We start from the raw sequence: 13,256 nt of genomic DNA, 5'->3' as shown, positions 1-13,256 counted from the left end.
CGGACGTCAGGCGGAAATGCCGTCGATCCGGGCCATGGCGTCCTCCGCGCCGTACGGCTGCAGGTACGGCAGCCAGCGCGGGTCCCGGTGGCCGGTGCCGATGATGCGCCAGGCCAGTCCGGTCGGCGGGGCCGGTTTGTGGCGCAGCCGCCAGCCGAGCTCGACCAGGTGGCGGTCGGCCTTGACGTGGTTGCAGCGGCGGCAGGACGCCACCACGTTGTCCCACGCGTGCAGGCCCCCGCGACTGCGCGGGATCACGTGGTCGACGCTGGTGGCCACGGCGCCGCAGTACATGCAGCGGCCTCCGTCGCGGGCGAACAGGGCACGGCGGGTGAGCGGGACGGGACCCCGGTAGGGCACCCGTACGAACCGCTTCAGCCGGACCACGCTGGGTGCGGGCACGGTGACGGTCGCGCTGTGCAGGTAGGCGCCGGACTCCTCGAGGCACACGGCCTTGTTCTCCAGGACGAGGACGAGCGCGCGGCGGAGCGGTACGACGCCGAGTGGCTCGTACGACGCGTTGAGGACCAGGACATGCGGCACGGGTGCCTCCTTGGGCGTCGGCGGCGCGTGGCTCGCGCCGGGACGATCTGGTTCAGTCTCCCCTCATGCCTGGTCGTAGCGCCACCATGTGCCGGTAACGGGCTGGAAGTGTTTTCGACCACACGGCACCCGTGGCCGCGGGCGTGACCAGTTCAGGCGTGGGTGAGCAGTGTCTCCCCCGCCCTTTTCGGGCCGGACCGCGTCCGGTGCCCCGTTAGTGTGGTGCTTCTGCCCGTCCGGTGACCTTTCCGTGACCTTGGACCGGACCTCGGACCGGACCGCGCAGGACGGGCCGCCGCACCTGGAGGTTTCCGCCGTGTCCCTGTCCGCCGCCGTCCTACTGGCCGCCGGTTCGTCCCCCTCCCCGTCACCGACCCCGACCCCGACCGCCCCGACCGTGCCCTCGCTGCGCGAGGCCCACGAGAGCGCGACGAACGCCGCGGGCTGGGTCGAGGAGAACTGGTCGACGTGGCTCGCGATCGGGCTGCGGGTGCTGCTGATCGTGGCGATAGCGGTCGTGCTGCGCGCGGTGGTGCGCCGGGCGATCACCAAGCTCATAGACCGGATGAACCGCAGGACCGGGACGTCCGGCGGTACCGCCCTGAGCGGGCTGCTGGTCAACGCCGAGCGGCGCCGTCAGCGGTCGGAGGCCATCGGCTCCGTGCTGCGCTCGGTGGCCAGCTTCCTCATCCTGGGCACCGCGGCCCTGATGGTGCTGGGCACCTTCCAGATCAACCTGGCCCCGCTGCTGGCCTCCGCCGGTGTCGCCGGTGTCGCGATCGGCTTCGGTGCCCGCAACCTGGTCACCGACTTCCTGTCCGGCGTCTTCATGATCCTGGAGGACCAGTACGGCGTCGGCGACAGCATCGACGCGGGCGTGGCCTCCGGCGAGGTCATCGAGGTCGGACTGCGGGTGACCAAGCTGCGCGGCGCCGACGGCGAGATCTGGTACGTGCGCAACGGCGAGGTCAAGCGCATCGGCAACCTCTCCCAGGGCTGGTCCACGGCAGGCGTCGACGTGACCGTCCGCTCCGACGAGGACCTGGACAAGGTGCAGGAGGCGCTCACCGCGGTCGGTGAGCGGATGAGCAAGGAAGAGCCCTGGAACGAGATGCTCTGGGGGCCGATCGAGACCCTGGGCCTGGACTCCGTCCTGCTCGACTCGATGGTGGTGCGGGTCTCCGCCAAGACCATGCCCGGGAAGGCCCTGACCGTCGAGCGCGAGCTGCGCTGGCGCATCAAGCGGGCCTTCGACGGGGCCGGCATCGCCATCGTCGGCGGTGCCACCGTCCCGCTGGAGGGAGCCCCGGCCGCCGCCGATCCGGCGGCGGGCGTCGCGGCGCCGTCGGCGTACGCGAACACCGTGTCGCCGCAGTCCGTGGCGGCCTCTCCGATCCCGCCGCCGAGCACCAGCAAGTAACGGGCCCGGCCACCCCGCCCCCGGGACGACCACCGTCGTCCCGGGGGCGGTCTCTTGACGGCTGCTCGCGGGCGGGCCTACGTTCTCCGTCCAACAGGAAACTTTCCTAACAGACGCTCTCCGGACGTCGGCCGGGGACGTCTCCCGTGATCCCCGCGGTGGACTTCCCCCACCGCCCCCTGAAAAGCTGAGCGGTCGAGAGGCAGGTGTGGACACGCATGGCAGGAACCGCCGGTACGCCGGGCACCCCGCGCGTCCTGCGCGCCATGAACGACCGGGCCGCCCTCGACCTGCTGCTGGAGCACGGCCCGCTGTCCCGGACCCGGATCGGCAAGCTGACCGGCCTGTCGAAGCCCACCGCCTCGCAGCTGCTGGCCCGGCTGGAGGCGGCGGGACTGGTCCTGGCCGGGGGGACGACCGAGGGGCGCCCCGGGCCCGGCGCCCAGCTCTACGAGGTGAACCCCGCCGCCGCGTACGCCGCCGGCCTCGACGTCACCCCGGACCGCGTGCTGGCCGCGGTCGCCGACGTCACCGGGCGCACCGTCGGCCGGTACGAGCTGCCCACCCCGGGCCGGCGCCCCGCCACCCCCGTCGTCCAGCAGGTCACCGACGCCCTCGACGGCGCGGTGAAGGCCGCCGGACTCGCCCGCGACGACGTCCGCCGCCTCGTCATCGGCACGCCGGGCGCCTTCGACCCGGGCACCGGACGGCTGCGTTACGCCTCCCACCTGCCCGGCTGGCACTCCCCGGCCCTGCTCGACGAGGTCGCCGCCGCCCTGCCGATGCCGGTCGAGTACGAGAACGACGTGAACCTGGCCGCCGTGGCCGAACAGCGCCTCGGTGCGGCCCGCGGCCACGAGGACTTCGTGCTGCTGTGGAACCAGGAGGGCCTGGGCGCCGCCCTGGTCCTCGGCGGGCGGCTGCACCGCGGCTGGACCGGCGGCGCCGGCGAGGTCGGGTTCCTGCCGGTGCCGGGCGCGCCGCTGGTCCGCAAGGTCAGCCGGACCGGCAGCGGCGGCTTCCAGGAGCTGGCAGGCTCCCAGGCGCTGGCGGGACTGGCCCGTGAGCTGGGCGTACCCGACGTGCCCTCGGGGCCGTACACCGAGGTCGCCGCGGCCCTGGTCGCCCGCGCCGCGCAGGCCGGCCCCGACGACGCCCCGCACCGCCGGCTGCTGCAGACCTACGCCACCCGCCTGGCCACCGGCCTCGCCTCCCTCGTCTCGGTGCTCGACCCCGAGCTGGTGGTGCTGAGCGGTACCTCGCTCACCGCCGGCGGCGAGCCGCTGCGCGACCTGGTCCGCGACGAGCTGGAGGAACTGGCCGCCTCCCGACCCCGGCTCGCCGTGAGTGACGTGACCGGCCACCCCGTCCTGCGCGGCGCACTGGAGAGCGCGCTCGCGACCACCCGCGACGAGGTCTTCGACACCTCGCGCTGACCCCGCGCCACCCCACCGGTTCCACCCCCGCGCCACCCGTCCCTGTCCCGCCCTGCCCCTGGGAGCTTCGCCATGCCCGGAATATCCAGGAAAGCGGCCCTCGCGGTCGCCGTCTCCGCCTCCCTCGCCCTGCTCGCCACCGCCTGCACCGGCCAGGCGGACTCCTCGGCGGACGGCGCCTCCGACGACCCGAACGCGGAGACGACCATCACCTTCTGGCACGGCTGGAGCGCGCCCGCCGAGGTGAAGGCCGTCCAGGCGAACGTGGACCGCTTCGAGAAGGCGCACCCCAACATCACGGTGAAGGTCGTCGGCAACATCAACGACGACAAGCTCAACCAGGCGCTGCGCGCGGGCGGTTCGAACGGTCCCGACGTGGTGTCCTCGTTCACCACCTCCAACATCGGCAAGTTCTGCTCCTCGGGCGCCTTCCTCGACCTGAAGCCGTTCGTCGAGAAGTCGAAGCTCGACCTGGACGCGCTCATCCCGAAGCCCATGCTGGACTACACCCAGTTCGAGGGCACGCGCTGCGCACTGCCCCTGCTCGGCGACGCCTACGGCCTCTACTACGACAAGGACGCCTTCGAGGCGGCCGGGATCAAGGCCCCGCCGAAGACCTGGTCCGAATTCGCCCAGGTGGCGAAGAAGCTGACGAAGACCAAGGGCGACGGGTACGAGCAGCTCGGCTTCATGCCGAACTACCACGGCTACGAGACGGTCGTCGACCACTACATGTCCCAGTGGGACCACGCCTACTTCGACGAGGACGGCAGGTCCGCCGTCGCGAAGGACCCGGCGTTCGCCGAGATGTTCACCTACCAGAAGAAGCTCGTCGACGACCTCGGCGGCTTCGAGAGGCTGGAGAGGTACCGCAACACCTTCGGCGACGAGTGGGGTGCCAAGCACCCCTTCCAGACCGGCCAGGTCGCCATGCAGCTGGACGGCGAGTGGCGGCTCGGCATGGCGGAGGACGCGGGCGTCGGCTTCGAGATCGGCACCGCGCCGATGCCCGTCGCCGACGACGAGGTGGCCGAGTACGGCAAGGGCTTCCTGTCCGGCACCGTCATGGGCATCGCCCCGCGGAGCAAGAAGCAGAACGCCGCCTGGGAGCTGGTGAAGTACATGACGACCGACACCGAGGCCGTCGTCGCCTTCGCCAACGCCATCCGCAACGTGCCCTCGACCTTCCCCGCCCTCAAGTCGCCCGACCTGAAGACCGATCCGGAGTTCAAGACCTTCCTGGACATCGCCCAGCACCCCGGGTCGAACTCCCCGCCCGCCTCCGTCAACGGCGCCACCTACCAGCTGACCCTCCAGGACTTCGGCTACCGGTACGAGTCGGGCAAGGTGAAGGATCTGAAGGCGGGCCTGGAGAAGACCGCCGCGCAGATCGACCGCGACATCGAGCAGACGAAGTAGCGGACATGACCACGTCCATGACCTCGTCCATGACCACGTCCGTGGCCGCGTCCAGGACCGCGAACACCCTGCGCGCGAAGCGCCGGCGCTCGGCGCTGCGCACGGCGGCCTTCATGTCGCCGTGGCTCGTCGGGTTCGGCGTCTTCTTCGCCTATCCCCTGGTGTCCACCGTCTACTTCTCGCTGATGAAGTACGACGGCTTCGGCGTCCCGGAGTTCCGGGGCCTGGACAACTGGGCGTACGTCTTCCAGGACTACCCCCTGTTCTGGCCCGCACTGCGCAACACCCTGTGGCTGGTCCTGGTGATGGTGACCTGCCGGGTGGTGTTCGGGCTCGGCGTCGGGCTGCTCATCACGCGGATCAGGACGGGCGCGGGGGTCTTCCGCACCCTCTTCTACCTGCCCTACCTCGCCCCGCCCGTCGCCGCCACGCTGGCCTTCGTCTTCCTCCTCAACCCCGGTACGGGTCCGGTGAACTCGGTCCTGGAAGGGCTCGGCGTGCCGGCGCCCGGCTGGTTCACGGACGCCGCCTGGTCCAAGCCCGCACTGACGGCGCTCGCGGTGTGGGGCGTGGGCGACCTCATAGTCATCTTCATGGCCGCGCTGCTCGACGTACCGAAGGAGCAGTACGAGGCCGCCGAGCTGGACGGGGCGTCGGCCTGGCAGCGGTTCCGGTTCGTGACGCTGCCGAACATCTCGCCGATCGTGCTGTTCGCCGTGGTCACGGGCGTGATCCAGACCATGCAGTACTACACGCAGCCGCTGGTCGCCGGGAAGGTCGCCTCCGGGATCATCGGCGGCTCCGGTCAGTCCTTCGAACCCGGCTATCCCGACAAGTCGACCCTCACCCTCCCCCAGCTCGTCTACAACCTCGGCTTCCAGCGCTTCGACTACGGCTCCGCCTGCGTGGTCGCACTCGTGCTGTTCGCGCTGGCCATGGCGTTCACGGCGCTGCTGATGCGCCGCCGGGGCGGTCTGATCCAGGCAGGTGACCGATGACCCGGGTACTGGACCGGCCCGTGCCGGCCGGCGCCCCGCCGGCCGGGGAGCGCACCGCCCGCCGACGCGCCCTGCTGCACTGGATCGCCGTCCACGCCCTGGGCGTGGCCGCCGCGCTCTTCTTCACGCTGCCATTCGTGTTCGTGGTGCTCACCTCGCTGATGAGCGACCAGCAGGCCCTCACCCGTGACCTGTGGCCGCACACCTGGGAGTGGGGCAACTACCGCACCGTGCTGGACACCCCCGGCTTCCTCACCTGGTGGAGGAACACACTGCTGTACGCGGGGCTCGGCACCGTGCTGACCGTGGCCTCGTCGGTCCCGGTGGCGTACGCGCTGGCCAAGTTCCGCTTCCGGGGGCGGCACCTGTCGCTGATGCTGGTGATCTCGATGATGATGCTGCCCCCGCAGGTGATCGTCATCCCGATGTACCTGTTCTGGGCCAAGCAGCTGGACCTGTCCGGCACGCTGTGGCCGCTGATCGTCCCGATGGCCTTCGGCGACGCCTTCTCCGTCTTCCTGCTGCGCCAGTTCCTGCTGACCGTCCCCGACGAGTACCTGGACGCGGCGAAGGTCGACGGCTGCGGGGAGCTGCGCACCCTGCTGAAGGTCGTCCTGCCGATGGCGAAGCCGGGCATCGCCGCGGTGGCCCTCTTCCAGTTCTTCTACGCCTGGAACGACTACTTCGGCCCGCAGATCTACGCCTCGGAGAACCCGGGCGCCTGGACGCTCTCCTACGGCCTGGAGTCCTTCAAGGGCGCCCACCACACCGACTGGAACCTCACCATGGCCGCGACCGTGCTGGTCATGGCCCCCGTGATCCTCGTGTTCTTCTTCGCGCAGAAGGCGTTCGTCGAAGGCGTCACACTGACCGGAGTAAAGGGTTGATGACTGCATGAAACTCACCGTGGTCGGCGGCGGTTCGACCTACACGCCCGAACTGATCGACGGCTTCGCCCGGTTGCGGGAGACCCTGCCGGTGGAGGAGCTGGTTCTCGTCGATCCGGCGGCGGACCGGCTGGAGCTGGTGGGCGGCCTCGCCCGGCGCATCTTCGCCAAGCAGGGGCACGGTGGCCGCGTGGTCACCACCTCCGATCTGGACGCGGCCGTCGACGGCGCCGACGCCGTCCTGCTCCAGCTGCGCGTCGGCGGTCAGGCCGCCAGGCAGCAGGACGAGACCTGGCCGCTGGAGTGCGGCTGCGTCGGGCAGGAGACGACCGGTGCGGGCGGGCTGGCCAAGGCGCTGCGCACGGTGCCGGTGGTGCTGGACATCGCCGAGCGGGTGCGCCGGGCCAACCCGGACGCCTGGATCATCGACTTCACCAACCCGGTCGGCATCGTCACCCGCGCCCTGCTGAAGGCCGGGCACCGGGCGGTCGGGCTGTGCAACGTGGCGATCGGCCTCCAGCGCAAGTTCGCCGCCCTGCTCGGGGTGGCGCCGGCCGACGTCCACCTGGACCACGTCGGCCTCAACCACCTCACCTGGGAGACCGGCGTCCGGCTCGGCGGGCCCGAGGGCGAGGACGTCCTGCCGCGGCTGCTGGCCGAGCACGGGGACGCCGTCGCCGCCGACCTGCGCCTGCCCCTCCCCCTGCTGGACCGCCTCGGCGTCGTCCCCTCCTACTACCTGCGCTACTACTACGCGCACGACGAGGTCGTGGACGAGCTGCGCACCAAGCCGTCCCGGGCCGCCGAGGTGGCCGCGATGGAGCGGGAGCTACTGGCCATGTACGGCGACCCGGCCCTGGACGAGAAGCCCGCCCTGCTCGCCAGGCGCGGCGGAGCCTTCTACTCGGAGGCCGCCGTGGACCTCGCCGCCGCCCTGCTCGGCGGCGCGGGCTCTCCCCACCAGGTGGTGAACACGTACAACCGGGGCACGCTGCCCTTCCTGCCCGACGACGCGGTGATCGAGGTGCCGGCCGCGGTGGGCGGCGAGGGTGCCGCCCCGCTGCCGGTGGCACCCGTGGACCCGCTGTACGCCGGTCTGATGGCGAACGTCACGGCGTACGAGGACCTGGCCCTGGACGCGGCCCTGCGCGGCGGCCGGGACCGTGTCTTCCGGGCGCTGCTCGCCCATCCCCTCGTCGGCCAGTACGCGTACGCCGAGCAGCTCACCGACCGGCTGATCGCGCACAACCGGGAGCACCTGGCGTGGGCCTGACCGCGAGTGTCCTCGCCGTCGACGCGGGCAACAGCAAGACCGACGTGGCCGTGGTGGCGGCCGACGGGGAGGTGCTCGCGACCGCCCGCGGCGGGGCCTTCCGGCCGCCCGCCGTGGGTGTCGAGCGGGCCGTGGACACCCTGGCGGACGCGGTGGCACGGGCCTTCGCGGCGGCCGGGGTCGCCTCCGTCGAGCACGTGTCGGCGTGCCTGGCCAACGCCGACCTGCCCGTGGAGGAGGAGCAACTGGCCGCCGCCCTGCGCGCGCGGGGGTGGGGAGCGGGCGTCGAGGTCCGCAACGACACGTTCGCCGTCCTGCGGGCCGGTGTCCGCGAGCCCCTGGGCGTCGCCGTCGTGTGCGGGGCCGGCGTCAACTGCGTCGGCATGCACCCCGACGGCCGCACCGCCCGCTTCCCGGCCATCGGCCGCATCTCCGGTGACTGGGGCGGCGGTTGGGGACTGGCCGAGGAGGCGCTGTGGCACGCCGCGCGCGCCGAGGACGGCCGCGGCGGACCGACGGAGCTGGCCCGGACCCTGCCGGCGCACTTCGGCCTCGGCTCGATGTACGCCCTGGTCGAAGCCCTGCACCTGCGGCGGATCGAGCCCGTGCGGCGGCACGAGCTGACCCCGGTGCTGTTCGCCACGGCGGCCGGTGGCGACCCGCTCGCGCGGGCCGTGGTGGACCGGCAGGCCGACGAGGTGGTGGCCATGGCCACGGTCGCGCTGACCCGCCTCGGTCTGCTGGCCGAGCCGGTGCCGGTCCTGCTGGGCGGCAGCGTGCTGGCGGCCCGGCACGCACAGCTCGACGACCGGATACGGGAGCTGCTGGCGGCCCGCGCCCCCAAGGCGGTGCCCCGGGTGGTGACGGCCCCGCCCGTGCTGGGCGCGGTGCTGCTCGGGCTCGACCACGTGGGCGCGGCTCCCGGGGCCGGTGAGCGGGCCAGGGAGCACTTCACCGCCTGAGCCGCCTGAGCCGCCTGAGCCACCGGTGGCGCCCGCGTCGCCCGCGTATCGCCCGCGTCACCGGCTGCGCCCGCCTCACCTGCTCGCCGCCGCCGTGCCGGCGACCGGGAACCGGCAGGGCGACCGGGGACCGGCAGGGGGAACCGAACCGGTTCCGGTGGCGTATTCATGGGCAGGGGTGGTGCGTTGCACCGGTGACACATCAAGATCGGGTGAAGGCCGGTGCGGAAGCCGGCGGGGCCAGCGATACTTGCGGCGACGGATGACCAGGGGGGGTCAGCAGTGACTCGACCGACGAGGGGCGGCGCGGCACCGCCGCCGGGTCCGGGCGTGCCCGCCCCGCCCGCCGTGCCGCCGCGTTCCGGTCCCGTGCCGCGGCAGCGGCCGGCCGGCGCGCCCGCCGCTCCCCCGCCTCCGCCTCCGCCGGACCGGCGTCGTACCGCCTTCGCCGAGGGCGTGGACCGGCTGCGCGCGGCCGCGGTCACCGAGCCGGGAAGGCTGCGCATCATCGGCGCGCTGCTCGCGGTGCTGGTGATCGCCTTCGGCGCGGTCACCGCCTGGCAGACGAGCGAGCGGGCCGGGGCGGCCGACGACGTGCTGACCCGCAGCCAGCCGCTCAGCTCCGCCGCGGCCGGCATCTACCGCTCCCTCGCCGAGGCCAACACCGCGGCCTCCAGCGGCTTCCTGGCCGGCGGCCAGGAGACGGAGGACTCCCGCACCCGCTACGACAACGGGATCCGCGCGGCCGCCGAGGGACTCGTGACGGCCGCCGCCAACTCCGAGCCGAGGTCCCCCGCGGCGGACACCATCGCCGAGCTGAACCGTCTGCTGCCCGAGTACAAGGGCCTGGTGGAGCGCGCCCGCACCTACAACCGGCAGGGTTTCCCGGTCGGCGGCGCCTACCTGCGCTACGCCAACGAGAAGATGCAGCAGGAGATGCTCCCGGCGGCGGAGGACCTCTACACGAAGGAGAACCAGCGGCTGAGCGCCGACTACGGGGACGCCAAGCCCTACCCCTGGGCGGCGATCGCCCTCGGTGTCGTCCTGCTCGCCGCGCTGGCCTGGGCCCAGCACCGCAACTACCGGCGCACCAACCGGGTCCTGAACCACGGCCTGGTCGCCGCGACCGCCGCCTCCGCGATCGTGCTGCTCTGGCTGGTCGTCGGCCACGGCGTCGCGCGGTCGAACCTGACCGACTCCTACGAGCACGGCGTGCGTTCCCTCAACGCGCTGCACGAGGCCCGCATCGCCTCCCTCAAGGCCCGGGGCAACGAGAACCTGACGCTGGTCTCGCGCGGCGCGGAGACCACCAAGGTGGACGGCACCACGTACGACTCCTACGACCTGGCCTTCGGCAGGAACATGGACGCCCTCTCCGCGGCGCTGGGCAAGGCGGGGCGGCTCGCCGACGACGCGGCCGGCGAGCGGCCGGTCGACACGGCGAACGGCAACATGACGGAGTGGAAGAAGCGGCACACCTCGGCCCGCGAGCAGGACGAGAACGGCAACTACCAGCAGGCGCTGGACCTGGTGATCGGCGGTGACGGCGCCACGGTCGAGTGCTTCGACGGCGTCGACGCGGCACTCGCCACCGCGCTCGACCACGAGAACGCGGAGTTCGAGCGGGCGGCGGGCGACGGCCTGGACGCGATGGGCTACCTGCCGCAGGGCGCCGGCCTGCTGGCCGTGCTGGGCGCGGCCGGCGCGCTGATCGGCATCGGCCGCAGGCTGTCGGAGTACCGGTGAGGCGGGGCGCGGGCCGGGCGGGCCCGCCGGAAGGGGCGCCCGGGCGGGCGGTACCCGTGGAAGGGGGCGTGAGGATGCGTGCGGGACGGTTGCGGACCGCTCTGAAGGGCTGGGGCGGCGTGGGGGCGATGGCCCTCGCCTGCGTCCTCGCGGTGCTGGCGGCCCTGCTCCTGCCGGCGGTCCACCCGCACGGCGGAGGCGCCGCCGGCGGCACGGACGGGACCGACGGCGTCGCGCGCGGCAGCCAGGCGCGGGCCGCGCGGGAGTGCGCGGACCCGGAGAAGCAGACGCTCGCCCCGTCCGGGGACGGCGGGCCCACCATCGACGCGATCCGCTCCCGCGAGGGCGAGAAGCGCAAGCTGGTCGTCGGCGTCGACCAGAACAGCTTCCGCTGGGGCTACCGCGATCCGAACAGCGGCGGCGACGCCGAGCTGGAGGGCTTCGACATCGACCTGGCCCACCGGATCGCGAAGGACGTCCTCGGCGACGAGGACGCCGTGCAGTTCAAGGCGATCCCCACCGACCAGCGCGTGCCCGCCGTCCAGGACGGCCGGGTCGACATGGTGGTCCGCACGATGACCATCAACTGCGACCGGCTGGAGGACGTCGCGTTCTCCGCCCCCTACTTCCGCACCGGCCAGCAGGTGCTGGCGCCCAAGTCCTCGAAGATCACGGGGTACGACGGCACACTGGCCGGCAAGAAGGTCTGCACGGCGGCGGGTTCGACGGCGCTGAGCACGCTGGAGCAGGACCGGGCGGCGGGCAGGCCCGCCGAGGGCGTCGACCTGCGCACCACCGTGCCCAACCAACTGGACTGCCTGGTGAGGCTCCAGCTCGGTGAGGTCGACGCGGTGGTCACCGACGGCGCCCTCGCCGCCAGCCAGGCCGCGCAGGACCCGACGGTCGAGCTGAAGGGCGACGCCTTCACCACCGAGTACTACGGCGTGGCGATGAAGAAGGACGCCGACGATCTGGTACGCCGGGTCAACCGGGTCCTCGAACAGTGGCGCGCGGACAAGGCCGACGGATGGCAGCACTCCTACCGGACGTGGCTGTCGGAGACCATGGACGACCCGGCGAAGTCGCTGCCGCCGACCCCGCAGTACCTGCGCGAGAGCTGACCGGAGGCGGCGGCCGCAGTCGAAGGCGCAGGCGTAGACGTAGGCGCAGGAAGAACGAACACGGGCGACGCACACGCGGGTCCGCGACGGCGAGAGGTGATCGATGGGCGACACGGGACCCACCGGGCCGGTGATGGACCGGGACGAGGTGGACCGTGCGCTGGCGCGGCTCGGCGCGGAGCACGAGGCGATCGAGACCTCGCTGCTCGCCCTCCAGGACCACGCGGGCCGCAGACTCCTGGAGGGCGCCGAGCTGACCGGTGTCACCGCCGAGCGCTGGGCCGCGGCGGAGGCGTCGATCACGCTGCTGTGGTCCTGCTTCGACGCGTACGCGGGTGCGCTGCGCACCGCCCGGGAGACCCGGTCCCGGCGCCGCTGGTCCAGCCGCGAGGACCTGGTGGAGCTGACGGAGCTGCTGCGCGGCGAGGCGGTCACGATGCCCGGCGCCGCCCCCGGCGCGCCCGGCCCGGACGGCGGCCCCGGACGGCTCAGCGAGCGGTACACGCTGGCCGCGCTGGTGGACCGGATGAACCAGCTCTACGCCTCCTCCCTCGACCTGGTGGTCGCCGCCGACGCGGTGTGGTCGGCGCTGCCCGCCCGGATCGATTTACTCGCCGCCGAGCTCCGGCGCACCCGCAAGCTCGCGCACTCCGTGGGGGTGCGCCCCGGCGAGCACCCGTCCGGCGACGACCTGGAGCGGATCACCCGCACCCTGACCAGGCTGCGCGAGCAGGTGGTGTCCGACCCGCTGGCCTTCTGGGTGCCCGCGCAGGGCAGTTCGGCGCCGGGCGGCGGCCGCCCCGACACGACGGTGTACGACCGGGAGGCGCGCGCCCTGGAGGAGGTGCGCCGGGAGATCGACGCGGTGCTGGCCGTGCGCCAGGACGCCGAACAGCGGATCGTGCGGCTGCGGGACGTGCTCTCGCGCGCGGACCGCACGCTCGCCGAGGCGCGCACCGCGCGCGGCGAGGTGCTGGCGAAGATCGCCGCGACGGAGGTCCCGGTGGTGGGCGGGCCGCCGATCGTGCTGCAGGAGCAGCTGGCGGCGGCCGCCGAGTACCGCAGGCACGCCCAGTGGCATCGTCTGTCGCCGCTCCTGGAGTCCCTGGAGGAGAAGGCCGAGGACGAACTTCTGCGGGCCCGCGAGTCGTTGACGGCGGTCACCGCGCCGCTTGCGGTCCGTGCCGAGCTGCGCGGCCGGCTCGACGCGTACAAGGCGAAGATGGCCCGGCTGGGGTACGCGGAGGACCCGGAGCTGGCCGAGAAGTACGAGAGGGCGCGCCGCATGCTGTGGAGCGCGCCGTGCGACCTGCGCGTCGCCGAACAGGCCGTGCTGCGCTACCAGCACGCGGCGGCCGAACTGCTCGGCGGCTCCGCGCCGCGCGTGCCCGGCCAGGGCGGACCGGTGGACCGGACGGGGCCCGGCGCATGAGCGGTCACCGGGCGGAAAC

The 13,256-nt window shown here is 73.0% G+C and carries 11 protein-coding genes; 10 read left to right on the top strand and 1 reads right to left on the bottom strand.

Annotation, left to right across the window (positions count from 1 at the left end; genetic code table 11):
* Positions 1-6: 6 nt before the first annotated feature.
* Positions 7-543 carry an HNH endonuclease gene (locus tag ACIBCJ_RS07390; protein WP_061444733.1) on the bottom strand — a complete coding sequence of 179 codons (537 nt, stop codon included), beginning with the start codon at positions 541-543 and terminating at the stop codon, positions 7-9.
* 256 nt (positions 544-799) lie between these two features.
* Between ACIBCJ_RS07390 and ACIBCJ_RS07385 the strand changes: the two genes are divergently transcribed.
* The 10 genes from ACIBCJ_RS07385 (at position 800) to ACIBCJ_RS07340 (ending at position 13,237) form a co-directional block, all read left to right on the top strand.
* The gene (locus ACIBCJ_RS07385) at positions 800-1,963 is read left to right on the top strand and encodes a mechanosensitive ion channel family protein (RefSeq protein WP_362095583.1); all 1,164 of its coding nucleotides are present in this window, start codon (positions 800-802) and stop codon (positions 1,961-1,963) included.
* A 218-nt stretch (positions 1,964-2,181) separates the two neighbouring features.
* Positions 2,182-3,399 carry an ROK family transcriptional regulator gene (locus ACIBCJ_RS07380; protein WP_365979090.1) on the top strand — a complete coding sequence of 406 codons (1,218 nt, stop codon included), beginning with the start codon at positions 2,182-2,184 and terminating at the stop codon, positions 3,397-3,399.
* 72 nt (positions 3,400-3,471) lie between these two features.
* Entirely contained in the window at positions 3,472-4,818 is a 1,347-nt protein-coding gene (locus ACIBCJ_RS07375; protein ID WP_365979089.1) for an ABC transporter substrate-binding protein, read from the top strand.
* Positions 4,819-4,847: 29 nt separating this feature from the next.
* Positions 4,848-5,816 carry a sugar ABC transporter permease gene (locus ACIBCJ_RS07370; RefSeq protein ID WP_365979278.1) on the top strand — a complete coding sequence of 323 codons (969 nt, stop codon included), beginning with the start codon at positions 4,848-4,850 and terminating at the stop codon, positions 5,814-5,816.
* Positions 5,813-6,703, top strand: a complete 891-nt coding sequence (locus ACIBCJ_RS07365) for a carbohydrate ABC transporter permease (protein WP_365979088.1) — start codon at positions 5,813-5,815, stop codon at positions 6,701-6,703. Before ACIBCJ_RS07370 ends, ACIBCJ_RS07365 begins: the two co-directional genes overlap by 4 nt.
* A gap of 7 nt (positions 6,704-6,710) precedes the next feature.
* The gene (locus tag ACIBCJ_RS07360; RefSeq protein WP_365979087.1) at positions 6,711-7,976 is read left to right on the top strand and encodes a 6-phospho-beta-glucosidase; all 1,266 of its coding nucleotides are present in this window, start codon (positions 6,711-6,713) and stop codon (positions 7,974-7,976) included.
* Positions 7,967-8,938, top strand: a complete 972-nt coding sequence (locus ACIBCJ_RS07355) for a BadF/BadG/BcrA/BcrD ATPase family protein (RefSeq protein ID WP_362095102.1) — start codon at positions 7,967-7,969, stop codon at positions 8,936-8,938. Before ACIBCJ_RS07360 ends, ACIBCJ_RS07355 begins: the two co-directional genes overlap by 10 nt.
* Before the next feature lie 330 nt (positions 8,939-9,268).
* Positions 9,269-10,684 carry a hypothetical protein gene (locus ACIBCJ_RS07350; protein ID WP_365979086.1) on the top strand — a complete coding sequence of 472 codons (1,416 nt, stop codon included), beginning with the start codon at positions 9,269-9,271 and terminating at the stop codon, positions 10,682-10,684.
* Positions 10,685-10,758: 74 nt separating this feature from the next.
* Positions 10,759-11,805, top strand: coding sequence for a glutamate ABC transporter substrate-binding protein (locus ACIBCJ_RS07345; RefSeq protein ID WP_365979277.1), 1,047 nt, complete (start codon positions 10,759-10,761; stop codon positions 11,803-11,805).
* Positions 11,806-11,908: 103 nt separating this feature from the next.
* The gene (locus ACIBCJ_RS07340; RefSeq protein ID WP_362095097.1) at positions 11,909-13,237 is read left to right on the top strand and encodes a hypothetical protein; all 1,329 of its coding nucleotides are present in this window, start codon (positions 11,909-11,911) and stop codon (positions 13,235-13,237) included.
* The last annotated feature ends 19 nt before the right edge of the window (positions 13,238-13,256 follow it).

The sequence above is a fragment of the Streptomyces sp. NPDC051136 genome (assembly GCF_044455745.1).
Taxonomy (GTDB): domain Bacteria; phylum Actinomycetota; class Actinomycetes; order Streptomycetales; family Streptomycetaceae; genus Streptomyces.
This window is presented reverse-complemented; position numbering and strand designations above follow the sequence as displayed.